The organism is Streptomyces sp. NPDC048269, from assembly GCF_040652395.1.
Taxonomy (GTDB): domain Bacteria; phylum Actinomycetota; class Actinomycetes; order Streptomycetales; family Streptomycetaceae; genus Streptomyces.
The window spans coordinates 37,303-60,168 of sequence record NZ_JBEZLW010000015.1 but is presented as its reverse complement, the minus strand read 5'-3'; the positions used below and the strand labels follow the sequence as shown (position 1 = coordinate 60,168).

General features: G+C 72.8%; 21 protein-coding genes and 1 pseudogene. 12 read left to right on the top strand and 10 right to left on the bottom strand.

Features of this window, described 5'->3' with window-relative positions; all coding sequences use genetic code 11:
* The first annotated feature begins 644 nt into the window (after nt 1-644).
* From AB0D48_RS18850 to AB0D48_RS18830, 5 genes are read left to right on the top strand one after another with little or no spacing between them, the layout of a single operon-like run.
* On the top strand, nt 645-2,174 hold the full coding sequence (locus AB0D48_RS18850; protein ID WP_362397581.1) for an ATP-binding protein: 1,530 nt from the start codon (nt 645-647) through the stop codon (nt 2,172-2,174).
* A complete protein-coding gene (locus tag AB0D48_RS18845; RefSeq protein WP_362298409.1) occupies nt 2,171-2,578 on the top strand; it encodes a roadblock/LC7 domain-containing protein in 408 nt (135 codons plus the stop codon). The genes AB0D48_RS18850 and AB0D48_RS18845 overlap by 4 nt, the downstream gene beginning before the upstream one ends.
* Nucleotides 2,575-2,934 (top strand): DUF742 domain-containing protein, encoded by a 360-nt coding sequence (locus AB0D48_RS18840; RefSeq protein WP_362397578.1) that lies wholly within the window; start codon nt 2,575-2,577, stop codon nt 2,932-2,934. Before AB0D48_RS18845 ends, AB0D48_RS18840 begins: the two co-directional genes overlap by 4 nt.
* A complete protein-coding gene (locus AB0D48_RS18835; protein ID WP_328924377.1) occupies nt 2,915-3,535 on the top strand; it encodes an ATP/GTP-binding protein in 621 nt (206 codons plus the stop codon). Before AB0D48_RS18840 ends, AB0D48_RS18835 begins: the two co-directional genes overlap by 20 nt.
* Before the next feature lie 29 nt (nt 3,536-3,564).
* Entirely contained in the window at nt 3,565-4,905 is a 1,341-nt protein-coding gene (locus AB0D48_RS18830; protein ID WP_362397862.1) for a cytochrome P450, read from the top strand.
* A 9-nt stretch (nt 4,906-4,914) separates the two neighbouring features.
* On the opposite strand, the gene AB0D48_RS18825 is transcribed toward AB0D48_RS18830, so the two are convergent.
* The 5 genes from AB0D48_RS18825 to AB0D48_RS18805 form a co-directional block, all read right to left on the bottom strand.
* On the bottom strand, nt 4,915-6,036 hold the full coding sequence (locus AB0D48_RS18825; protein WP_362397575.1) for a hypothetical protein: 1,122 nt from the start codon (nt 6,034-6,036) through the stop codon (nt 4,915-4,917).
* A gap of 2 nt (nt 6,037-6,038) precedes the next feature.
* Nucleotides 6,039-6,956 (bottom strand): methyltransferase domain-containing protein, encoded by a 918-nt coding sequence (locus tag AB0D48_RS18820; protein WP_362397572.1) that lies wholly within the window; start codon nt 6,954-6,956, stop codon nt 6,039-6,041.
* 157 nt (nt 6,957-7,113) lie between these two features.
* Nucleotides 7,114-7,554, bottom strand: a complete 441-nt coding sequence (locus AB0D48_RS18815; RefSeq protein WP_362397569.1) for a universal stress protein — start codon at nt 7,552-7,554, stop codon at nt 7,114-7,116.
* Between the two features lie 9 nt (nt 7,555-7,563).
* Nucleotides 7,564-9,204: an APC family permease gene (locus AB0D48_RS18810; protein ID WP_362397566.1), complete on the bottom strand. Its 1,641-nt coding sequence runs from the start codon at nt 9,202-9,204 to the stop codon at nt 7,564-7,566.
* 48 nt (nt 9,205-9,252) lie between these two features.
* Complete coding sequence (locus AB0D48_RS18805) at nt 9,253-9,846, bottom strand: histidine phosphatase family protein (protein ID WP_362397563.1); 594 nt, start codon at nt 9,844-9,846, stop codon at nt 9,253-9,255.
* Nucleotides 9,847-9,916: 70 nt separating this feature from the next.
* Between AB0D48_RS18805 and AB0D48_RS18800 the strand changes: the two are divergent.
* Together AB0D48_RS18800 and AB0D48_RS18795 are read left to right on the top strand one after the other, a co-directional pair.
* Nucleotides 9,917-10,631 (top strand): annotated as a pseudogene (locus AB0D48_RS18800) (YoaK family protein).
* Between the two features lie 70 nt (nt 10,632-10,701).
* Complete coding sequence (locus AB0D48_RS18795) at nt 10,702-11,292, top strand: sigma-70 family RNA polymerase sigma factor (protein WP_362397560.1); 591 nt, start codon at nt 10,702-10,704, stop codon at nt 11,290-11,292.
* Here the strand turns inward: AB0D48_RS18795 and AB0D48_RS18790 are convergent.
* From AB0D48_RS18790 to AB0D48_RS18780, 3 genes are read right to left on the bottom strand one after another with little or no spacing between them, the layout of a single operon-like run.
* Entirely contained in the window at nt 11,216-12,238 is a 1,023-nt protein-coding gene (locus tag AB0D48_RS18790; protein WP_362397557.1) for a MerR family transcriptional regulator, read from the bottom strand. The two genes, AB0D48_RS18795 and AB0D48_RS18790, sit on opposite strands and share 77 nt — an antisense overlap.
* A 35-nt stretch (nt 12,239-12,273) precedes the next feature.
* Entirely contained in the window at nt 12,274-13,647 is a 1,374-nt protein-coding gene (locus AB0D48_RS18785; RefSeq protein WP_362397554.1) for a deoxyribodipyrimidine photo-lyase, read from the bottom strand.
* Nucleotides 13,644-15,221 (bottom strand): SDR family oxidoreductase, encoded by a 1,578-nt coding sequence (locus AB0D48_RS18780; RefSeq protein ID WP_362397551.1) that lies wholly within the window; start codon nt 15,219-15,221, stop codon nt 13,644-13,646. Before AB0D48_RS18780 ends, AB0D48_RS18785 begins: the two co-directional genes overlap by 4 nt.
* A gap of 188 nt (nt 15,222-15,409) precedes the next feature.
* Here AB0D48_RS18780 and AB0D48_RS18775 point away from each other — a divergent pair, with 188 nt between their 5' ends.
* The 4 genes from AB0D48_RS18775 to AB0D48_RS18760 all read left to right on the top strand — a co-directional run bounded on the left by AB0D48_RS18775 (nt 15,410) and on the right by AB0D48_RS18760 (nt 19,260).
* Complete coding sequence (locus AB0D48_RS18775; protein ID WP_362397548.1) at nt 15,410-15,889, top strand: Lrp/AsnC family transcriptional regulator; 480 nt, start codon at nt 15,410-15,412, stop codon at nt 15,887-15,889.
* A gap of 45 nt (nt 15,890-15,934) precedes the next feature.
* Nucleotides 15,935-16,612, top strand: a complete 678-nt coding sequence (locus AB0D48_RS18770; RefSeq protein WP_362397545.1) for an HAD family phosphatase — start codon at nt 15,935-15,937, stop codon at nt 16,610-16,612.
* 118 nt (nt 16,613-16,730) lie between these two features.
* Nucleotides 16,731-18,107 (top strand): cytochrome P450, encoded by a 1,377-nt coding sequence (locus AB0D48_RS18765; protein WP_362397542.1) that lies wholly within the window; start codon nt 16,731-16,733, stop codon nt 18,105-18,107.
* Between the two features lie 55 nt (nt 18,108-18,162).
* The gene (locus AB0D48_RS18760) at nt 18,163-19,260 is read left to right on the top strand and encodes an FAD-dependent oxidoreductase (protein WP_362397539.1); all 1,098 of its coding nucleotides are present in this window, start codon (nt 18,163-18,165) and stop codon (nt 19,258-19,260) included.
* A gap of 241 nt (nt 19,261-19,501) precedes the next feature.
* Here AB0D48_RS18760 and mltG read toward each other — a convergent pair whose 3' ends face one another.
* Together mltG and AB0D48_RS18750 are read right to left on the bottom strand one after the other, a co-directional pair.
* On the bottom strand, nt 19,502-20,368 hold the full coding sequence (gene mltG / locus AB0D48_RS18755) for an endolytic transglycosylase MltG (RefSeq protein ID WP_362397536.1): 867 nt from the start codon (nt 20,366-20,368) through the stop codon (nt 19,502-19,504).
* Between the two features lie 63 nt (nt 20,369-20,431).
* The gene (locus AB0D48_RS18750) at nt 20,432-22,291 is read right to left on the bottom strand and encodes an ABC transporter ATP-binding protein (protein ID WP_362397533.1); all 1,860 of its coding nucleotides are present in this window, start codon (nt 22,289-22,291) and stop codon (nt 20,432-20,434) included.
* A 95-nt stretch (nt 22,292-22,386) separates the two neighbouring features.
* On the opposite strand from AB0D48_RS18750, the gene AB0D48_RS18745 reads away from it, so the two are divergent.
* Entirely contained in the window at nt 22,387-22,857 is a 471-nt protein-coding gene (locus AB0D48_RS18745; RefSeq protein WP_362397530.1) for a MarR family transcriptional regulator, read from the top strand.
* Nucleotides 22,858-22,866 lie beyond the last annotated feature (9 nt).

The window sequence follows — 22,866 nt, the reverse complement described above, 5'->3', positions numbered from 1 at the left end:
TCGTGACGCGCCGCGGCCGGGCGTAGGGCGCACGTGCGGCGCCTCTCAGGCCGGGGCCTGCCGGTGGGCGTGGTCTCCTCGCCGGTGTCCAGGCCGAGGCGGGCGGCGACGGCCGGCAGCAGGTTGCAGCGGCTCTCGTCGACGAGGCTGCGGGCGCCGACGGCGCGTCGTGGAGGACCAGGGGGCCCGGGCCGCCCGGTCGAGTGTGTTCACGTAGCGGGCGGACACCTCTTTTCAGTACGTACGACCGCTCCGCGACGCCGCGATGCGCCAACGATGTGAAACGACCTGCCGGTGGCTCCGGTGGAGCTCACCTCCCGCCATGCCGATGAGCCTTCGGGCCCGGCCGGGCCATGCTGCCCGCCGTCGGAAACCAGCCGAATCGGGCCGGGGACCGCGTCGGTCCGCGCGGGCCCGCGCACGGGCGCGGAACAGGTGTCCGCCGGGTCCTGACGGCGCGGACGATCGTCCCCTACCACCGGGGCGGCCGGTCGGGAGCGTGGTCCGTTTCAGGTCACGTCCCGCCCGGCCAACACGCGTGGCACGTCCGCATCATGACCTGTTGTCAAGTGCCGTACACAGAGCCGATAGGATCCCGGGCTGTTGTCCAATGATCTTTCGCTTTCGATCGTTTGAGGGTTCTGATGGTTCGAGAGGGATCGTCGCCCGGCAGTCCAGGGCCCACCTCACCCGTCGTATGGGCGTTGCCCGCCCTGTTGACCGCCGCTCTTTCGGCGGTCGCCGTGGCGCTGGTGTCCGCACCGGCCCGCACCCCGGTGGCCTGGGTCGGTGCCGCGGCCTTCGTCGCCGTCGCGCTCTCCTGTGGCGAGGCCGCCCGGCGCGGCAAGGCCGTGACGGCGCTGCGGGCCAGGGTCGCCGCCCAGGACGAGGCGCTGTGGCGGCAGCAGGCCGAGACCGTACGGCTGGCCGACACGCTGCTGCCCGATGTCGTGGCGCGCCTGCGCAAGGGTGAGTTCCCCGAGGATGTACTCACGTCCCTGGAGGACCCGGGCACCTACCAGCCCGGGCTGACACCCGAGTTCAAGGCGGCCCACCACGCGGTGCTGCGCTCCGTGCTCGATGCCGTGGTCGCGGAGGAGGACCTGCGCGACTCCGCGCAGCGGGCCTTCGTGAACATCGCCCGCCGCGTCCAGGCGATCGTCCACCAACAGGCCCAGGAACTGCGGGAGATGGAGGACCGGCACGGCCAGACCCCGGCCGTCTTCGGCGATCTGCTGCGGCTGGACCACGGCACCGCGCTCATCGGCCGGCTCGCCGACTCCATCGCCGTGCTCGGCGGTGCGCGGCCCGGCCGCCAGTGGAGCAAGGCCGTCCCGCTGTACAGCGTGCTGCGCGGCGCCATGTCCCGGATCATCGACTACCAGCGCGTGGAGCTCCACTCCGTCTCCCAGGTAGCCGTCGTCGGCCCCGCGGTGGAGCCGCTCATCCACGCGCTGGCCGAACTGCTCGACAACGCGACCCGCTACTCCCCGCCGCAGACCAAGGTCCATCTGACCGCCGTCGACGTGAACTCGGGCATCGCCATCGAGATCGAGGACGGCGGCCTGAGCATGAGCGAGGAGGCCCGCAAGCGGGCCGAGCGCATGCTGCGCCAGGCGCAGGAGGGCATCGACCTGACCGACCTGGGCGAGACTCCACGGCTGGGGCTCGCCGTGGTCGGCCGGCTCGCGCAGGCGTACGACTTCCGGGTGTCGCTGCGCTCCTCGGCGTACGGCGGCGTACGAGCCGTCCTCGTCATCCCGCAGGACTTGATCACCACCGTCTCGACCGCGACCGGCGTCGCCCACGGCATCGGTACGTCGTCGGGGCCCCGGGCGGCGCTGGAACCGGCCGCCGTTGCGTCACAGCCGCCGCAGCCGGCGCGCCGGGCCACGGGCCCGCGGCACCCGGCGACCGAGGACGAGGTGCCCGCCTTGACCGAGCGCGCACCGAACGGGCTGCCGCAGCGGCGCCGCAAGACCCGCGCGACGGCTCCGGCCGGACCCGCGGCCGTCGAGCGGACCACCGCCGCCGCCCCTGACCGGACCGAAGCACAGCCCGGCATGTGGCTGGCCGCCTTCCAGAGCGGCTTGTCCGGGGACAGCCAGGCCGGCGCAAGCCAGAACACAGCAGACGTCTCGCCGGCCTCGGCGAGCAAGGGGGAACAGCCATGAGTCAGCAGCAGACCAACATGGACTGGATGCTCAAGGACCTGGCCGAGAGCGTTCCGCAGACCCGGCACGTCATCGTGCTCTCCGCCGACGGCCTGCGGATGGCCCAGTACGGCGCGGAGACCGACACGGCCGACCGGCTCGCCGCCGCCTGCGCCGGACTGCAGAGCCTCGCCGGCGCGGTGGCCTCCGAACTCCCGAACAGCAACGGCCGGATGAGGCTCGTCGTGATCGAGATGGACGGCGGGTTCTTCTACCTGATGGCGGCCGGTGCCGGGGCCTATCTCGCGGTGCTGGCCGACGAGGGCGTCGACGCAGGGCTGATGGGCCAGCGCATGCGTGACCTCGTGGCGCGGATCGGAGAGCACCTCAGCAGCCCGCCGCGCAGCGACAGGCAGACCGCGTGAGCGACCCGGGCCACGACTGGGAAGACGGCAGTCCTGAGCGGCTCTACGTCATCACGGGCGGTCGCAGCGGACCGTTAGTGCCCACCGGTCTCGACCTGGTCACGCTGATCGTGGCCAGGTCGGGTCCCAGGCCCGGCATGCAGCCGGAGCACGCGGCCATCATGCGGCTGTGTCAGGCGCCCCTCTCGGTGGCCGAGATCTCCGCGTATCTCGGCCTGCCGGTGAGTGTGGTCACCGTACTGGTCGACGATCTGATCACCGCGGGCCAGGTGCTTTCCCGCGCACCCGTCGCCCGCGCCCAACTCCCCGACCTGGCATTGATTGAGGCAGTGATCGATGGACTTCGAAAGCTCTGAGCGGCCCGCCGGGCCGCGGCGCGAGGACGTACTGCCGGCCACGGCCGCCGCCGCGGTCAAGGTGGTGATCGTGGGCGGCTTCGGGGTCGGCAAGACGACCCTGGTCGGCTCGGTGAGCGAGATCCGGCCCCTGACCACCGAGGAGACGATGACCCAGGCCGGGGTCGGCGTCGACGACACGGCGGGCGTGGAGCGCAAGAGTTCCACCACCGTGGCCATGGACTTCGGCCGGATCAGCATCAATGAGGAGCTGGTGCTGTACCTCTTCGGCACCCCCGGCCAGCAGCGCTTCTGGTTCCTCTGGAACGGCCTGTTCGAGGGCGCCCTGGGGGCGGTGGTCCTGGTCGACACCCGCCGCCTGGAGGTCAGCTTCGACGTGATCGGCCGGCTGGAGGAGCGCGGGGTGCCCTTCGTCGTCGCCGTCAACTCCTTCCCCGACGCGCCCGAGCACCCCGTCGAGGACCTGCGCAGCGCCCTCGACCTGCCCGCATCGGTGCCGCTGGTGCTCTGCGACGCACGGCGGCGCGAGTCCAGCCGTGACGTCCTGATGACGTTGATGCGCTATCTCCACTCCCTCGCCGTGACCCCGGAGGCATCGTGAGCACCAGCCCGTCCGACCCCTTCCCCTCCGTGCCGGCGCCGCCGCCGGGCTGCCCGGCGCACCGGCTCTACGGTCCCGCCGCCGAGGCCGATCCGATGGGGCTGTACGAGAAGCTGCGCGCCGAGCACGGCGCGGTGGCCCCCGTCCTCGTGCAGGGCGACCTGCCGGCCTGGCTGGTGCTCGGCCACCGCGAGAACCTGGACGTGGCGCGTACGCCGTCCCGGTTCTCCCGGGATTCCCGGCGCTGGCGCGACATGCAGGAGGGGAAGGTCCCGGCGGACCACCCGCTGACGCCGGTTGCCGCCTGGCAACCGGTGTGCAACTTCCAGGACGGCGTGGAGCACGAGCGGCTGCGCGGCGCGGTCACCGAGTCGCTGGAGCGGTTCGACCGGCGCGGCATCCGCCGTTACGTGACGCGCTTCGCCAACCAGCTGATCGACGCTTTCGCCCGGTCCGGACGCGCCGATCTGGTCAGGGACTTCGCCGAACCGCTGCCGATGCTGGTGATGACCCAGCTCGTGGGGATGCCGGACTCGTACGGACCGCGCCTCGTCGAGGCGGCCCGCGACATGATCCGCGGTACCGAGACGGCCGTGGCCAGCAACGAGTACGTCACGGACGCCCTCCGGGAGCTCGTCGCGCGCAAGCGGGCGGTCCCCGGCCGGGACTTCACCTCCTGGCTGCTGGAGCACTCCACGTCGCTCTCCGACCCGGAGATCATCGAGCACCTGCGGCTGGTGCTGATCGCGGCCTTCGAGACGACGGCCAACCTGATCGCCAATACGCTGCGCATGGTGCTCACCGACCGCCGCTTCCGTGCGAATCTCTCCGGCGGCCACATGACCCTGCCGGACGCCCTGGAGCAGGTGTTGTGGGACGAGCCGCCGCTCACCACGATCCTGGGCCGCTGGGCGACCGGCGACACGGAGCTCGGCGGCCAGCAGATCAAGGCCGGCGACATGCTGCTGCTCGGCCTCGCCGCGGGCAACGTGGACCCGGAGATCCGCCCCGACCTCTCCGTCCCCGTGCACGGCAACCGCTCACATCTGGCCTTCAGCGGCGGCCCCCACGAGTGCCCCGGCCAGGACATCGGCCGGGCGATCGCGGACACCGGCATCGACGCACTGACCTCGCGGCTGCCCGACATGGAACTGGCGGTGCACGAGGGTGAGCTGCAGTGGGACTCGTCCTTGATGTCGCGCCATCTGGTGGCCCTGCCCGTGACCTTCGCAGCGCGAGCCGCGCCAGCGGCGGCGCCGCCCGTCGCGCCCGTCGCGCCCGCCGCGCCCAGTACGCAGCCGCCCCCGCCGCTCCGCAGGGAGCAGACGGCCCGCCCGTCCTGGTGGGCCCGTCTGCTCGGCCGGGGCTGAGCCCGGCCGCTACCCCCGCCGGCTCTCGTCGAGCTGCTGCCACCACCAGGCCACGGCCGGGATCGGCAGCGGCTCGTGGCTGGGGTCGCTGGGGGTGTCCCGCCAGGTGATGTCGTACGACGCGCCTTCGACCGGGAGTTCGTTCCGGTTGCGGGGGCTGGCGTAGCGCGGTGCGAGGTTCTGCCACTCGATGCAGCCCGACACGTAGTGGCCGAGCGAGTCGAGATAGCGGCGCAGCGGCTCGTCGGCGCCCTCGGCGAGCTTCTCCCGCAGGCGGACGAAGAGGGTCATCGCACGGTCCCGGAGGGCGACGGCCGGGGCCAGCGCCTCCTTCGGGGTGCAGCCGTGGTGCCGGGCGACGACATTGAGCAGGTTCTGCTCCCAGGGGTCCTGGTGGTCCTCCTTGTTGTACGAGTAGAGGTCGTTGTCGCAGGAGACGACGAAGCCCGCGGCGTCGGTGAGGGCCTGGACGGGCGCCGAGTACAGGACGTCGGCCGGGAGGTGGATGCCGTTCGCCGCGTCGCACCAGGTGAGGGTGAAACGGGTGCCGTTGACGGACATCCGCATCGCCGCGAAGTCGTTCAGGGACGGCATGACCCCGCGTTCGGCGTTGGAGGTCTGCCAGCCCGCACCGAACAGCCAGTCCCGGGTGCCTTCGCTGAACCTGCGCAGCTGGAAGGGTGTGAGCATCGCGCGGGTCCGGGACACCAGGTCGTCGAGCGCCTCGGTGAGCGGACCCGACGGCAACAGCCCGGATCCGGGGGCCTCGATGGAGCGGACCAGCCGGGCGCTGTGGTCCGCGATGTCCGCGGTACGGGTGGCGGTGGACCCGGAGTCCTGCCAGTCGTCGACCGCGTTGGCCCAGTAGTTCCACTCGATGAACAACAGCAAGGGTTCCACGTCGCCGTAGGGGATGATCCGGCTGGTGAAGTCGGCGCTGTGGGTGGCCAGGCCCCAGGCCCGCTCCACGGGGTCGGGGTAGAGCCCGTAGGTGTCGATCCACTCGATGGCGCGCGCTTCGAGCTCCGCGGCTTTGGGGTGGATCAGTTTCTCGTTGAACGGGCAGTAGAACGGCGGGAGTTGCCAGCCGATACGGGAGGGCACGCTGCGCTCTGCGTACACCGGAGCCATGATCACTTCCCCCCGAGCCGGAAGAGCAGCAGACGGGTCTCCAGCGCGTGGTCGCGCCAGATACGGAACAGCTTGCCGTGCGTGATGGTCGACTCCTGGAGCCGCTCCCGGCACCAGGCGGAGCGCGTGCCGACGGCGCCCGCCTGCTCGATCCGGTCCAGTTCGGCGGTGTTCCAGGCCATGGACTGCACCCAGAACTCCGCGACCCGGTCGGTGACGTCCTCGTCCTGCTCCAGCTCGAACCCCGCTCTGGCGGCGGTGGTGATGTACTCGGTGAGGGTGCCGAGGCGCGTCTTGTAGTAGCCGTCGATGAAGTCGGTCCACTCGGGACGGCAGATGAAGTGCTCCTGTATCCCGAACCAGCCGCCCGGCTTCAGCGCCTTGGCGACGACCTGGAAGAGCCGCTCGCGGTCCATGTAGCCGGAGCTCTCGTTGGCGTAGGCGGCGTCATATCTTCGCGCGGTGGTGAAGTCGTGGACGTCGGCGAGCAAGGGGGTGACCCGGTCGCCCACCCCGGCCTGGCGCGCGAACTGCGCGATGAGAGGGACGTGTTCCGCCGCGACCGTGAGGCCGGTGACGGACGCGCCGTGCTCCTGCGCCCAGTACAGCGAGCCTCCGCCGACTCCACAGCCGATGTCGAGAAGGCGCGCGGGCGGGGTGGCGTACGCGCCCCACGTCCGCGCGGCGTGCTCGACTATCGCCTCCTGGGACTCGACGATCCTGCGCTTGAGCACGCGCTGGGGGACGGTGGTGTTGGGTGTCGCGCCCGGGGCAAAGAGGCCCATGTGGAAGTGAACTCGCGGTCCCGGCCCGTACTTGTGGAGGATGTCAGCCGTCTTGCGGCTGTAGTAGAGGGGCACTTGACTCTCGTCGAACGCCTGGCCACCAGTGGGGGGCTGGATGACGAGGTTGCTGTCCATCGATTCTCCGGTCCTGCGGTCATGTGGGGATGTTTCTCGGCCGCCCCACTCTGCCCAAGAGCGATCAGTAAAACGCCTCGATCACTTAGGCATTGAGCATAGTCACACTTGAAATGGCCACATTTCCGGCAGAGTTGACCTATCATTGCGCAACGGCCTATGCCCTCGCACCGTTCTCCGTCCCCGTCTCCGTCGGTACGCACAGCACCGGCACCGGCGAGAGGTGCAGGAGCTTGTGCGGGGTGGAGCCCAGCAGGGCGCCGCGGATCGGGCTGTCGCCCCAGGTGCCCACGATGATGACGCGGGCGTCGTGGCGCCGGGCCGCATCGAGCAGCGCCTGCGCGGGTTTCTCGTCGACCACCTCCACCGCCGACGGCACGCCCGCTTCGTCGGCGGCCTCGACCGCGCGGGCGAGAGCGCTGCGGCCCGCCTGGCGGACGGCTTCGCGGTGGGCCCGGTACTCCTCGCCGGCGGCGCCCGGGGCGGCCGCCCCGTAGACCAGGACGAGGGGCTCGCCGAAGGCGGTGGCGACTTCGAGTGCCACGCGCAGCGCCCGTTCCGCACCGGGCGACTCGTCGTAGCCGAGGACGACGGACATCGGGCCTCCTCAGTTCTTCCCGCCGCGGACGCCGCGGACGCCGTGGACGCCGTGGACGAGATCCGGGTCGGCCACCCCGGGCCGCTCCTGCCAGAACGTGTGGTCCCGCAGCCGCCAGTAGCCCATGACGAGGACGCCGGCGACGGCGATGGCGATCCCGATGACGAGCGGCGGACCGAGCCCGAACCACGAGACGCCGCTGGCCGAGTTCTCCGGGTCCGACATGTCGCCGATCGACTCCACCAGCAGCCAGCCGAGCAGTCCCGCGCCGAGGACCGGACCGAGGCCGATGAGGAAGAAGTTGTGCGCGCTCTCCAGCAGGTGGCGGCGGTAGTAGACGGCGCAGGCCAGGCCGGTGAGCGCGTAGTAGAAGGCGATGAGCAGGGAGAGGGCGGTCAACGAGTCCAGGAGGGCGTTCTCGCTGATCTGGTTGACGACGAGGTACCAGCCGATCGCGATGCCCGCCACCCACCACGTGCTCACGTCCGGGGTCCTGAACCGATGGTGGATGTGCGCGAGCGCGGGCGGCAGCGCGTGCCTGCGGGCCATGGACAGGGCGGTGCGGGAGGCGGGGATGATCGTGGTCTGGGTGGAGGCGAGCGCGGAGGTGCAGACCGCGAGCAGCACCATCCAGTCCCAGCCGCCCATGACCTCGTGGGCGAGTACGGCGAAGATGGCCTCCTCCTCCCCCGCGTTCTCGGCGAGGAAGGCGGTGCCGGCGTAGCCGACGACGGCGAAGCCCACGGACAGGTAGGTCACCAGCAGCACGACGGTCGACCAGATGCCGGCCTTGCCGGGTGCGGTGGCGGAGTTCTCGACCTCCTCGGTCAGGTTGACCGCGGACTCCCAGCCCCAGTAGATGAACACGCCGAGCAGCAGCCCGCCGGTCAGCGCGGCGCCGCCGGCGCCGAAGGGGTTGAGCCAGCTGAGGGACGGCTCTATGGAGTCGAGGGTGCTGGTGCCGGCGTAGACGCGGTAGATGGCGACCACCGCGAAGGCCAGGAGGAAGAAGACCTGGGCGAGGATGAGGATGTCCTGGAGGTGGGCCGACAGTTCGGTGCCGATGACGCAGATGGCCGTCATGACCAGGATCACGACGACGGTGAGGGTCTGGCGGATCACGTCGTTGGCGGCCCAGTTGTCGAGCCCGGCGGCGAGCAGGCCGAAGTGGACGGCGACGTCGGCCAGTGAGCCGATGACCAGCACGCCGGTCATCGTGATGGCCCAGCCGCCGAGCCAGCCCGCCCAGGGGCCCATGGCCCGGGTGACCCACGAGAAGGTGGTCCCGCAGTCCTGGTCGACCTTGTTGAGGTAGTAGAAGGCGGCGGCGATCAGCAGCATCGGCACGAAGGAGGCCAGCATCACGCCCGGCGCGTAGATCCCGACCAGCGCAACGATCGGCCCGAGGACGGCGGCGAGGGAGTAGGCGGGCGAGGTGGAGTTCAGGCCGATGACGAGCGCGTCGAGGAAACCGATCGCGTCGGCCTTGAGCCCCGGCTCCGCGTGCCCATTCTCCGGTCCGCCGTTGCCCGTGCCCGTGCCCTTGCCCTTGCCCCTGCCTCCCGTGCCTCCGCCGTTGCCCGTGCCGTTCTCGTTGCCGTCAGGGTTCTCGTTGCCCATGCGCTTGCCGCCCGCACCGTCGTCGGCCATGTACGCATCGTCACCCGCCCCCGGCCGCCGCGCGAGGCGGGATGCCCCCTACGGGCGGGTGTTCCAGCCCGCGATCACCGGGAGCCCGTGCTCCGTGGAGAGGACGCTGACCGTGCCGGTGCGCAGCAGGAACAGCCTGCCGTCCGCGGGTCGCAGGCCGAGATAGCGGGCGGTGAGCACGCGCAGGAAGTGGCCGTGGGCGACGATCACCACGTTCCCGCCGTCCGCGCGCAGCGCCGGGGCGATCCGGGCCAGGGCCCGGTCCGCGCGGGCGCCCACCTGGGCGGCGCTCTCGCCGGGGTGCGCCGCGTCGCCGGGCGGGACGCCATCGGTCCACAGGGACCAGTCGGGTGCGCTCCGCCGGATCTCCGCGGTGGTGACGCCCTCGTAGCCGCCGTAGTCCCACTCGCAGAGGTCGGGGTCGGTGACTCCGCCCGTGAGCCCCGCGAGTTCGGCCGTGGCGACTGCCCTGCGCAGCGGGCTGGTCAGCACCAGCGCCGGTTGCTGGTCGTGGAAGAACGGGGCGAGGGAGACGGCCTCCTCGGCCCCCCGTGCGGTCAGCGGGACGTCGGTGCGCCCGGTGTGACGCCCGCCGGCGCTCCACTCCGTCTCGCCGTGCCTCACCAGCAGCAGGTCGCTCATCCTCCGGACCCTAAGCCCTCCGGCATGTCGGCGCCGGGGGACCGGGGCGGGCGTGTCACTGTCGGGCCCCATGAACGTGGGTGCGCACCCGGTGCGTCCGTCCCCGACCGTGCTGATGATCGTCCTGACAGCGGTCACGGGGCTGATCGAGGCGGTGAGCCTGCTCGCCCTCGGGCCGGTGTTCACGGCGATACAGACGGGCAACGTGCTCTTCCTGGCGTTCGGGCTCGCGCGGGAGGGGAACCTGCCGGCGCTGTCGGCCGCTGCCTCGCTGGCCGCGTTCGCCCGGGGCCGTGTGCGGGGCGCGGATGGAGTCGGCCGCGGAGGCCCGGGGGAGGCGCTGGGTCGGACTCGGCCTGTACGTGGAGGCCGCGCTGCTCCTGACCGGTGCGGCCACCGGATGGGGTGTGGCGCCCCGGTTCGGGCATCCGACCGCCCAGCATCTGGCGGTGACCGGGATGCTGGCGGCGGCGATGGGCATCCGCACGGTGACGAGCATGCGGGTGAACGTGCCCGGGGTGCCGACGACCCTGGTCACCCGGTCCATCACCGCGCTGATCGGCAGCTCGGCACTGGGGCGGGACAGCGCCTTCGGGTACGGGACGGGGGCCTGGGTGCCCCGGGCCGTGGCGGTGCTGGCGATGTTCCTGGGCGGGCTGACCGGGGCCCTGCTGATCCGGGCGGGGTGGACGGTGGGCGCGCTGCTGCTGCCTGCCGCGGCGGTGGTCCTCGCAGTGGCCCTGGGCTACAGGGCCCTGCCGCTGCCGCACACCCACCAAGTCTGAGAAGCCGGGTCGATTCGATGCGGAAACGATGCGACTTTCCCGCCGGGGCCGCGACGACGAGGCTCGAAGCATGGACGACAAGGGGCCGCAGGGCCTCGACGAACGCGTCGCGGCCGGATTCGTGGCCGGCGACGACGGCTGCGTGGAGGCGGTCTACCAGCGCTGGCGGCCCCTGGTCCACGCCCTCGCCAGGCGTGCGCTGGGCGACGAGCGGGAGGCCGAGGACGTGACCCAGCAGGTCTTCCTCGCCGCCTGGCACGGTCGGCGCGGCTACCGGCCGGGACCCGGCGGACTGGGGGCCTGGCTCACCGGGATCACCCGGCACAAGGTGTCCGACGCCTTGCGGGCACGGACCCGGCGGGCCAAGGCGGCTGCCGCCGTACGCGCCTGCCGCGACCTCGCGCCGCACCCCGTCGCGGCGGCCCGGCCGGAGCTGGAGCCCGAGGCGGCGGTGGACCGGGTGCTGGTCCTCGGGGAGCTGGCCCGGCTGCCCCCGGCGCAGCAGCGGGTGGTCCGCCTCGCTTTCTACGGGGACCTGACGCAGTCGCAGATCGCGGACCGGACCGGACTGCCGCTGGGCACCGTCAAGAGCCACATGCGGCGGGCCCTGCACGGCCTGCGGCGGTCTCTGGAGCCGCGCCCGCTGCCGGCACCGCGATGACCTGCAGGGCCGAGCGCAGGCCGAACAGCCGCGCGGTGCGCGGGTCGGGGGCGCCCGCGCCCCAGCCGGGTCCCGCGAGCAGCAGCGCCGAGTGCAGGCGGGCGCCGCGCAGACCCCACTCGACACCGGCCACCGAACGGGCCAGGGCGGGATCCGCGGTCGTCCTGGACTGCGACCACAGCACGACGGCCCGCGGGCCGGTCCGCCGTACGGCGTCACGCAGGGCGTCGGCGGGCAGGTCGGCCCCGAACATCCTTACCGGGAGCCCGCGTTCGCCGAGGGCGGCGGCCAGGGCCTCGATCGGCAGGCTGTGCTGCTCCCCGGGCACGCACGCGAGGAGCACCGGCGGGACGGCCGGATGCGGCGGCGCCGGGGCCGGCCGGATCCGGCGCAACGCCGAGGAGACGTGCCAGGAGAGCAGGTGCTCCACCTCCACGTAACGCTCCCCCGCCGCAGCCCATTTGCGGCCCACCGCGTGCAGGGTCGGCACGATGACCTCTTCCCACGCGGTGACGAGGCCGTGTTCGGCGAGGGCCGTGGCCAGCAGTTCCTCCACGGACGGCGCGTCCAGTCGTACGGCGGCCCGTGCGAGCCCTCTGCACTCCGGACGGACCTTCCCCAGGGGAAGGGAGTCGGGCCTTCCCGCGACCGGCCCGGGGCGGGCGCCGGCCCGGGTGGCCGGGGTATCGTCCCGTGCGGCCCGGGCCGCCTCGGCCGGAGGCACGCCCTGCGCGGTGAGCCGGCACATCAGTTCCAGGCGGGCGATGTCCTGCGGGGTCCAGCGGCGGTGCCGGCCGTCCTCGCGGTGGGCCGGACCGATCACGTACCGGCGCTCCCAGGAGCGCAGGGTGGTCGGTGAGACCCCGAGGCGCCGGGCCACGGCTCCCGTGCTCAGCGCGGCGGCCGGGAGGTCCTGCGGGGGTTCGGGCTGCGGCACGGGCTCCACCCGCTCACGATACGACGGGCCGCTCGCGCGAGCGCTCACCCGGTACCCCGCCCCCTCCGGAAGCGGTCGAGCCCGTCGGCGAGCTCCACCAGCCGTTCCGGGTAGTCGAACCGCGCCCGCTCCAGGGGCGGCAGCCGCCACGGCTCGTGCACCTGCGGGGCGGGGAGCCCGGCGAGCTCCGGCACCCAGCGGTGGACGTACCGGCCCTGCGGGTCGTACCGCAGGCCCTGCCGGACGGGGTTGAGCACCCGGTTGGGGCGCGTGTCGGTGCCCGTGCCGGCGACCCACTGCCAGTTGAGCTGGTTGTTGGCGAGGTCCCCGTCGACCAGGAGGTCGAGGAAATGGCGGGCGCCGGTCCGCCAGTCGACGTAGAGGGTCTTGGCCAGGAAGCTCGCGGTGAGCAGCCGGCCGCGGTTGTGCATCCAGCCCTCGTGGCGCAGCTGGCGCATCGCGGCGTCCACCACCGGGTAGCCGGTGCGGCCCTCCTTCCAGGCCTCTGTCTCCTCCTCGGCGGCGGGGCCGGTGCGCCACCGGTCCTGCCGGGCGCGGTAGTCCTCGGCGGCCGTCTCGGGGCGGGCGGCGAGCACCTGGTGGTGGAAGTCGCGCCAGCACAGCTGGCGGACGAACGCCTCGGCGCCCGGGCCGCCGGCGGCCCGTGCGCGCTGGACCGCCTCGGCGGCCGAGAGGGTGCCGAAGTGCAGGTGCGGGGAGAGCCGGGAGGTGGCGTCGCCGGCCAGGTCGTCGTGAGCGTCCTCGTAGCGGGTGATGCCGGAGCGCAGCCAGTTCGCCAGGAGCCGGCGCGCCTCGGTCTCGCCGCCCTTGGCGAGGGCCGGGGAGACCCCGGTGACGGCGCCGCGCACGGGCAGCGGCTCGGAGCCGATGCCCTCGGGGAGCAGAACGGTGCGGGGGGCCGCGGTGACGGCCCGCGGCGGCAGCTCGGCCCAGCGGCGGAAGTAGGGCGTGAAGACGGCGAAGTGGTCGGATCCGGCGGGCGTGACGGCCCCGGGCGCGACCGCGGTGACGACCATGTCGTGCACGTGGAGCCGGCGGCCTTCTGCTTCGAGGGCGGTGCGCAGCCGCTCCTCGCGGGCGCGCGCGTAGGCGCTGACCCCGGCTGCGAGGTGGACCTCGTCGGCATCGGTCTCGCTCGCCAGGGCGCAGACCTGCGCGACGGGGTCGCCGGAACGGATCACGAGGCGGCCCCCGCGCTCGCGCAGTCCGGCGTCCAGGTCGGCGAGGCAGTCGGCGAGGAAGGCCTGCCGGTTGGGCGGAGCGAATCCGGCGGCAGCGACGGCTCGGTCCCGGACGAAGAGCGGGACCACCCGGTCGCACGAGGAGAGGGCCGCGCGCAGCGGCGGATGGTCGTGCAGGCGCAGGTCGGAGGTGTACAGGACCACCGCGACGTTCATGGTTCTCGCTCCGCGTCAGGCTGGGGAGGACGGCTGTCGTGCGGTACTTCGGCCACCGGGGCCGCAGCGGATGCGGGGGCTTGGGCGAGGTCCGGCTCCAGGCGCTCGGCGGCGCGGGCGATGTTGCGGGCCATCCCGCCGAAGACCAGGGCGTGGAAGGGGGACACGCTCCACCAGTACAGGTGGCCGAGCAGTCCGCGCGGGTGGAAAAGCGCCCGCTGCCGGTACCTCGCGCGCCCGGGCTCGGGGCAGGGGTCCGCGTACATCTCCAGCCAGGCCAGGCCCGGCAGCCGCATCTCGGCGCGCAGGCGCAGCAGGCGGCCCGGTTCGATCTCCTCCACCCGCCAGAAGTCGAGGGAGTCGCCCACCCGCAGCCGGGTGGCGTCGCGCCGGCCGCGGCGGATGCCGACTCCGCCGACGAGCCGGTCGAGCCAGCCCCGTACGGACCAGGCCAGCGGGAAGGAGTACCAGCCGTTCTCGCCGCCGATGCCCTCCACCACGCGCCACAGCGCGCCGGGCGGGGCCTGGACGTCCCTCTCCCGCCGGTCGGTGTAGAGGCTGCCGCCCGCCCAGTCGGGGTCCGTGGGCAGCGGGTCGCTGGGGGCGCCCGGCACGGAGGCGGAGGACCAGCGGGTTGTCACCCGGGCCTCCCGCACCCGCCGCAGGGCCAGCGAGAGGGCGCGGTCGAACCCGACCGGTGAGCCGGGCGGGTCGGGGACGTACCGGGCGATGTCGTGCTCCGCGCAGACCACCTCGTGGCGCAGGGATTCGGCGAGCGGCCGGGCCAGCGCCCGTGGCACGGGGGTGACGAGGCCGATCCAGAGGCTGGACAGCCCGGGAGTGAGCATCGGGACGCGCAGGATGAGCCGGTGGGGCAGCTCGGCCACCTCGGCGTAGCGTCGCATCATCTCCTCGTACGTGACCACGTCGGGGCCGCCTATGTCGAAGGCCCGGTTCACCTCGGGCGGCATGTCGGCGCTGCCGACGAGGTAGCGCAGGACGTCGCGGACGGCGATGGGCTGGCAGCGGGTGCCGACCCAGCTGGGAGTCACCATGACGGGCAGCCGCTCGGTGAGGTAGCGCAGCATCTCGAAGGAGGCCGAGCCCGAGCCGATGATGACGGCGGCGCGCAGGACGGTGGCGGGCACGGGGCCTGCGAGGAGGATCTCGCCGACCTCCGCGCGGGAGCGCAGGTGCGGGGAGAGCGAGTCGACGGGGATGCCGGCGGGGGTCAGCCCGCCGAGGTAGACGATGCGGCGGACCCCGGCGGCGTGCGCCTGCTCGGCGAAGATCCGGGCGGCGGCGCGGTCGCGCTCCTCGAATCCGGAGCCACCGCCGAGGGCGTGCACGAGGTAGTAGGCGACGTCGATGCCGCGCATGGCCCCGGCCACGGATCGCGGGTCGGTGGCGTCGCCGCGGACGGTCTCGGCGCGTCCGGCCCAGGGGTGGTCGCGGAGTTTCTCCGGGGAGCGGGCCAGGCAGCGGACGTGGTGTCCGGCGTCGAGGAGCTCGGGCACCAGCCGGCCGCCGATGTAGCCGGTGGCGCCGGTGACCAGGCAGTTCAGACCTGTCATGGCTCTCTCCGCTCCGTGTGGGCTGCTGTTGGTCACGTACGGGATTCCGCCGCGGCCGTGCGATCGGATGCGGCCGCGCTGCGCACCTCCACCCGATCACACATCCGGCGCTCCGTCCGGCTGGGCGGGCCGGGCGGGCGGGCGGGCGGCACGATCCGGGTGAACCGGGCCATTGGTACAGTCGCGGCATGGCGGTGGACGAGCTCGACACCAGAATCCTGCGCCTGCTGATCGAGCAGCCGCGCACCAGCGTCCGCGAGTACGCCCGGCTCCTCGGGGTCGCGCGCGGCACGCTCCAGGCCCGCCTGGACCGGCTGGAGCGCACCGGGGTGATCACCGGGACGGGGCCGGTCCTCTCCCCCGCCGCGCTGGGGCATCCGGTGCTGGCGTTCGTGCACATCGAGGTGACCCAGGGGCACCTGGATGACGTGGGTGACGCGCTGGCCGCCGTGCCCGAGATCATCGAGGCCTTCTCGATCACCGGTGGCGGCGACCTGCTGACGCGTGTGGCGGCCCGGGACAACGCGCACCTGGAGGACGTGATCCAGCGGCTGATCCAACTTCCGGGTGTGGTCCGCACGCGGACGGAGGTGGCGCTGCGCGAGCGGGTACCGCACCGGCTGCTGCCGCTGGTCGAGTCCGTGGGACGGGCTGCTCGCAAATCCTGACAGGATGGCCGTGGCAGGACATGACTCGTAGGACGGGCACAACGGATGATTTCCGTCATATTCGATCTCGACGGCACCCTCGTGGACAGTGAGCCGAACTACTACGAGTCGGGGCGCCGCACCCTTCAGCGGCACGGGGTTCCCGATTTCACGTGGGAGCAGCACTCCCGGTTCATCGGCATCGGCACCCTGGAGACGCTGGAGATCCTGAAGGACCGGTACGGGATCCGGGCGCCGGTGGAGCAGCTGCTCGCCGAGCAGAACGCCTCCTACCTGGAACTGGCCCGCGCCGGGACCGAGGCCTTCCCCGAGATGCGGAAGTTCGTGGAGCGGCTGCACGCCGACGGCGTGCCGCTGGCGGTGGCCTCCGGCTCCTCGCGCGAGGCGATCGACGCGGTGCTGGCCGGCACCGGCCTGGACGCCCTGCTGACGACGGTGGTCTCCGCCGAGGAGGTGGCGCACGGCAAGCCCGCCCCGGACGTGTTCCTGGAGGCGGCCCGCCGGCTGGGCGCCCGGCCGGCCGACTGCGTGGTCGTCGAGGACGCGGCGCCGGGCGCGCTGGCCGCCCGTGCCGCGGGCATGGCCTGCGTGGCGATCCCGTACGTGACGGACACCGCGCACGATCCGGCCTTCACGGCCGCCGGGCTCCTCTTCGCGGGTGGGCAGTGGGAGTTCACGGCCGACGTCGCGTACGACTGGCTGACCGCGCGCCGCGGCGCCTGACGGACCGGCCGCTCGAACGGGGCGGCCCGACAGCCCCCTGGTGCCCGCCGGCGCGGCTGTCACCCGCGGTCCGTCGGCCCCCCTGGTGCCCCGCCGGCGCGGCTGTCACCATGCCTGCGTGACCTCGACCCTGCGCCCGGCCACCCGGACCGGCGGGCCGCGCCCCTGGCCCCTGCTCGGGAACCTGCCCGCCTTCGCCCGTGACCCGCTGGCCTTCTTCGAGTCCCTGCGCGACGAGTACGGCGACTGGGTGCCCTGGGCGCTCGGCCCGCGGCGCAACGTGTTCGTCTCGCGGCCCGAGCACGCCGGGGAGCTGCTCGGTGCCGTGGAGGGCACCTTCACGCCGATGGAACTGGGCTGGGCCTTCCACCAGTTGCTCGGCGAGGGGGTCGTCGTCGCCACCGGTGACGACTGGCGGCGCAAGCGGGCGCTGGTCCAGCCCGCGGTGCGGCCGCGCCAGGTGCGCTCGTACGCCGCCACGATGGTGGAGTGCGCGGACGCGCTGGCCGGCGGCTGGCGCGAGGGCGAACGGATCGACGTGCACCGCGAGATGGCCGGACTCACCCAGCGGATCGCGGTGCGCACGCTCTTCGGGAGTGACGCCGCGGGCCGGCAGGCACCCATCAGCGAGGCCATGGCCACGGCCCAACGGGAGCTGGGGGCCGAGTTCCGGGGGCTCACGCTGTTCCTCCCGCCATGGGTGCGGACGCCCGGGCGGCGCCGGATGCGGGAGGCGGTGGCGGTCCTCGACCGGGAGATCGCGCACGTCATAGCCGAACACGAGGCGGGCACGGCGGCCGGGGCCGAGCGGGACGACCTGCTGAGCCGGCTGCTCGCCGCCCGCGACGAGCACGGCGCCCCGCTCTCGCGCAAAGAACTCCGGGACGAGTCGATCACCCTTTACATCGGCGGCCACGAGACCACCTCGACCACCCTGACCTGGACCTGGCAGCTGCTGTCGGGGGCGCCCGAGGCGCGGGCCCGGCTGACCGAGGAGCTGGACCGGGTGCTCGGCGGGCGGCTGCCGACGTACGAGGACTACGACCGGCTGCCCTGGACCCGGCAGGTGGTCAAGGAGGCGCTGCGGATCTATCCGCCGATCTGGCTGATCTCCGCGGTGGCCACGCAGGGTGCGAGCATCGGCGGGCGGCCGGTTCCCGCGGGGACCGCGGTGTGGACCAGCCCGTGGTCGATGCACCGCGACGAGCGGTGGTTCCCGGATCCGGAGAACTTCCGCCCCGAGCGGTGGGACGCGGAGGCCCCTCATCCGGTGCCGGAACACGCCTGGTTCCCCTTCGGCGGCGGCCCGCGGGCGTGCCTGGGCGCCCGGTTCGCCCTGGTGGAGGCCGCGCTCGTACTGGCGGTGCTCGCACAACGGTTCCACCTGGACAGCGGGAGCGGGCGGGCCGCGGTGTTCCCGGGGCTCACCCTGCAGCCCGCCGGGCCGGTCCTGGCCACGCTTCGTACGCCTGCGCGCGGCGTGCCCGCGCCGTAGCCGGCCCGTCGGGAAGATCCCGCCGATCGCGCGAGTTAGTAGAACCGTGAACGATATGACGCGGAACGCTGACGCGGGCGTGGGTGTGGGCGCGGATGTGGACGTGGTGGTCGTCGGCGCCGGGCAGGCGGGCCTGTCCAGCGCCTATCACCTCGCCCGGGCCGGCATCGACCACGTGGTCCTGGACCACGCGCCGCGTCCGGGCGGGGCCTGGCAGTTCCGCTGGCCCTCGCTCACCTACGGCAGGGTCCACGGGATGCACGCCCTGCCCGGCATGGAACTGTCCGGCGCCGACCCGCTGCGCCCTTCGTCCGAGGTGATAGGGGAGTACTTCGCCGCCTACGAGGACCGTTTCGGCCTGCGCGTACGACGGCCCGTGGACGTGTCGGCCGTGCGCGAGGGGGACGGCGGGCGGTTGCGGGTCGAGACCTCGGCGGGCGTGTGGTCGGCGCGGGCCCTGATCAACGCCACGGGGACCTGGGACCGGCCGTTCTGGCCGCGCTACCCGGGTCAGGAGACCTTCCGCGGCCGGCAGCTGCACACCGCGAACTACCCGGGGCCGCAGGAGTTCACCGGCGCCCGGGTGATCGTGGTGGGCGGCGGCACCTCGGCGGTGCAGCACCTGCTGGAGATATCCGAGGTGGCCGCGGAGACCACCTGGGTGACGCGGCGGCCCCCGGTCTTCCGCGACGGGAGCTTCGGCGAGGCCGAGGGCCGGGCGGCGGTGGCTCTGGTGGACGAGCGGGTGCGCCGGGGGCTGCCCCCGCAGAGCGTGGTCAGCGTGACGGGGCTCCCGCTGAACGAGGCGGTCCGGGCCGGACTGGACTCGGGGGTGCTCGACCGCCGGCCCGTGTTCGACGGCATCACCCCCACGGGCGCCGCCTGGGCGGACGGGAGCCGGGTGGACGCGGACGTCATCCTGTGGGCCACCGGATTCCGCGCGGCCGTCGACCACCTGGCCCCGCTGCGCCTTCGGGAGCCGGGCGGAGGCATCCGGGTCGAAGGCACCAGGGCCGTGCGCGACGAACGGGTCCACCTGGTCGGCTACGGCCCGTCGGCGTCGACCATCGGCGCCAACCGCGCGGGCGGGGCGGCGGTCCGCGAGATCCGCCGCCTGCTGGCCCGCGAACGGGTGGGCGCGCCCACGGCCTGACGGGTCAGTGGGCCCTTCAGGCCGCCCCCGGCGCCTCGATGCGGAACTCCCGGTCCGGGGTGCCGGCCGCGCACGCCTCCGGGGTGGCGTACACGTAGCCCATCCCGTCGCGCACGCGCAGGACGCGCCCACTTCGCTGCGGCTTTCGGTTTTGCTCTCCACGGCCACTTCACGGCTGGGCCCCCCTCGGTCACACGTCCGGCAGGCCGCCGATCGTAGGGCCGATCCCGCGCGGCGCCCCTCATTTCCCGGGGGCAGCCCCCTGACCTGCGCGGGAGCCCGTGTGGGCGCGGATCCGGTTGAACTCCGCCACGTGCTTCTTGTGGTCCTCGTACGTCGCCGAGAAACGGGTGTCCCCCGGCTTGACGGTGACGAAGAACAGCCAGTCGCCGGGCGTCGGCGCGACCGCGGCCGCCATGGCCGCCAGCCCCGGGCTGTCGATCGGCGTGGGTGGCAGTCCCTGGCGTTCGTACGTGTTGAAGGGGCTGTCGAGGCGGGTCTCGCTCAGCTTGGTGTCCACGGTGCTGCGGTTCAGGGCGTAGTTGATGGTGGAGTCCATCTGCAGCGGCATCGACTTCGCCAGCCGGTTGTGCACGACCCGTGCGACCTTGCCCATGTCGGCGCGGTTCTCCGCCTCCGCCTCGATGAGGCTGGCCAGGGTGACCGTCTGGTACGGGGTCATGCCGTGGGCCTTGCCGCCGTCGGCGACCGCCTTGGTAGCGAGCTTCTCGTTCGCCGTCCGCACCATGTACGCGAGGAGCGTGGCCGGGGTGGACTTCGAGGTCACCGGGTAGGTGGCCGGGAAGAGGTAGCCCTCGGGGTTCCCCTTCGCCTCGGCGGGAAGTGCCAGTCCTGCCGTGGACACGGCAGCCTTGGCCGAACCGGCCGGGAGCCGCAGCTCGCGGTCGATCGCCGCGTACACCTGTGGTGCCCGCCAGCCCTCGGGGATCACCAACTGACGTGGCTTCTCGGGCTCTTCACCGCCCCGCAGCAGCGGGACCAGGACCGCCGCCCCGATCGCGATCAGCGTGCCGAGGAAGAGCAGCGCCAGCCGGCCCCGGCGGGTGAGCCGGGATCGGCGCTGTGGTGGCCGGTACTCATGACGCATGCGGGAACGTTAACCCGCAGATCGCCACATTCCCGGCATCCAGCCCGTGCGCCAGTCATACGGTCACACATTCACCGGAGCCAGTTCGGAGTCCTGCACCGAGTCCGGCGGCTGCGCCGCGTCCCGGTCGCGGCGGACCAGGGCCGCATACCGACCATCGGCCTTCAGCAGTTCTTCGTGGGTACCGCGCTCGGCTATCCGGCCCCCGTCCAGGACCACGATCTGGTCGGCATCGCGGACGGTGGAGAGGCGGTGCGCGATGGTGATGGTGGTGCGGCCCTGGGACAGGTTGTCGATGGCCCGCTGGACGGCGTGCTCGGTGCGTGTGTCGAGGGCGCTGGTGGCCTCGTCCAGGATCAGCACCGGCGGGTCCCGCAGGATGGTGCGGGCGATGGCGAGCCGTTGCTTCTCGCCGCCGGAGAAACGGTAGCCGCGCTCGCCGACGAGGGTCTCGTACCCGTCGGGCAGGGACTCGATGTGATCGTGGATCTGGGCCGCGCGGGCCGCTTCGGCGATCTCCTCGTCCGTCGCGTCCGGCTTGGCGAAGCGCAGATTGTCCGCGACCGAGGCGTGGAAGAGGTAGGTCTCCTGGGAGACCACGCCTATGGAGCGGGCCAGCGAGTCGAAGTCGAGGTCGCGCACGTCCACCCCGTCGAGGGCGACCCGTCCGCCGGTGACGTCGTAGAGCCGGGGCACCAGGTAGCTGAGCGTGCTCTTGCCGGAGCCGGTCGGACCGACCACGGCGAGGGAACCGCCGGCCGGGACGGTGATGTCGATCCCCGCGAGGGTCGGGCCGCTCTTGAGGTCGTACGCGAAGTGCACGTCCTCCAGCCGGATCTCGCCCTTGGCCCGGTCCAGGCGCACCGCGCCCTCGCGCTCGGTGATGTCCACCGGCAGGTCGAGGTACTCGAAGATGCGGGCGAAGAGCGCGAGCGAGGTCTGGATCTGCACACCGGTCGACAGCAGGCTCACGGCGGGCCGGAACAGGCCCTGCTGGAGGGTGACGAAGGCGACGAGGGTGCCGACGGAGAGCGAGGGGGCGCCGGTCTGGAGGGCTATGCCCGCGGCCCAGTAGATGAGCGCGGGCATGGCGGCCATGACGATGCCGATGGTGGACATCCGCCAGCGCCCGGCCATGCTCGAGCGCACTTCGAGGCCGACGAGCTTCTCGGACTCCTCGGAGAACGCCGAGGTGAGGGACTCGGAGCGACCCATGGTGCGGCCCAGCAGGATGCCGCTCACCGACAGTGACTCGGTCACGGTCGCGGCCATGGCGGCCATCTGCTTCTGCCGCTGGGTGGTGATCTTCTTGCGCTCGCGGCCCACCCGCCGGCTGATCCACACGAAGACGGGCAGCAGGAACAGCGACACCAGGGTGAGCCGCCAGTCGAGCGCGAGCATGGCGACGACGGAGGCTATGACGGCCGTGAGGTTGGAGACGAGCGAGGTCGCGGTGGAGGTGACGGTGGCCTGCATGCCGCCGATGTCGTTGGCTATGCGGGACTGCACCTCACCGGTGCGGGTCCGGGTGAAGAAGGCCAGCGGCATCCGCTGCAGCTGGGCGTAGACGGCGGTGCGCAAGTCGTGCATGACGCGCTGGCCGACCGTGGTGGAGATCAGGGTCTGGAGCACGCCGAAGACGCTGGTGACGACGGCGGTGAGGATCATGCCGAGCGCGAGCAGGCTGAGCAGCCCGGTACGGCCCTGCGGAATCGCGACGTCCAGGATCTCCTTCAGCAGGAACGGCGAGGCGACGCCCACCAGCGAGGAGGCGCCGACGAGCAGGCCGACGACGGCGAGCCGGCCGCGGTAGGGCCGGAAGAGGCCCACGATGCGGCGCAGCTCGCGCGGCTGCTCCGCCGGGGCCGGGCGATTGGGGTCCAGAGGATCTTTGGATGGGGTCCACTTCGGTTCGTCGCGCATGGGCACCCTCTCGGGGGTCGGAAGTCAAGACCATTGGAGCATAGGTCATTGTTACCTATGCTCACAATGAATGTGGTCCTGATATTGTTCCCGGCATGAGCTCCGCCTCCGCCTCCGCCTCCGCCTCCGACACCGACCGCCTCCTCGCCGAACAGCTGCTGCGCCTGACGCGCAGGCTCCACCGGATCCAGAAGCGCCACATGGAACCGCTCGGTATCACTCCCGCCCAGAGTCGGCTGCTGCGCCTCGTCTCGCATTACGAGGGCGACCAGGCCCCCCGAATGGCGGATCTCGCCGCCCGCCTGGAGGTCGTCCCCCGCGCCGTGACCACCCTCGTGGACGGCCTGGAGGCGGCCGGCTGCGTGCGCCGCGCACCCGACCCCGCGAACCGCCGCGTCATAAGGATCGAGCTCACCGACACCGGACGCGCCACGCTGCGTCGTCTGCGCAACGCGCGGACCGACGCGGCGGAGGAGATCCTGGCTCCATTGACCGCCGAACAGCGCGAGGTGCTCGGCGGACTGCTGAACGCCCTGTCGGACGCCCCGGCGGAGCGCCACTGCTGACGGGGCCAC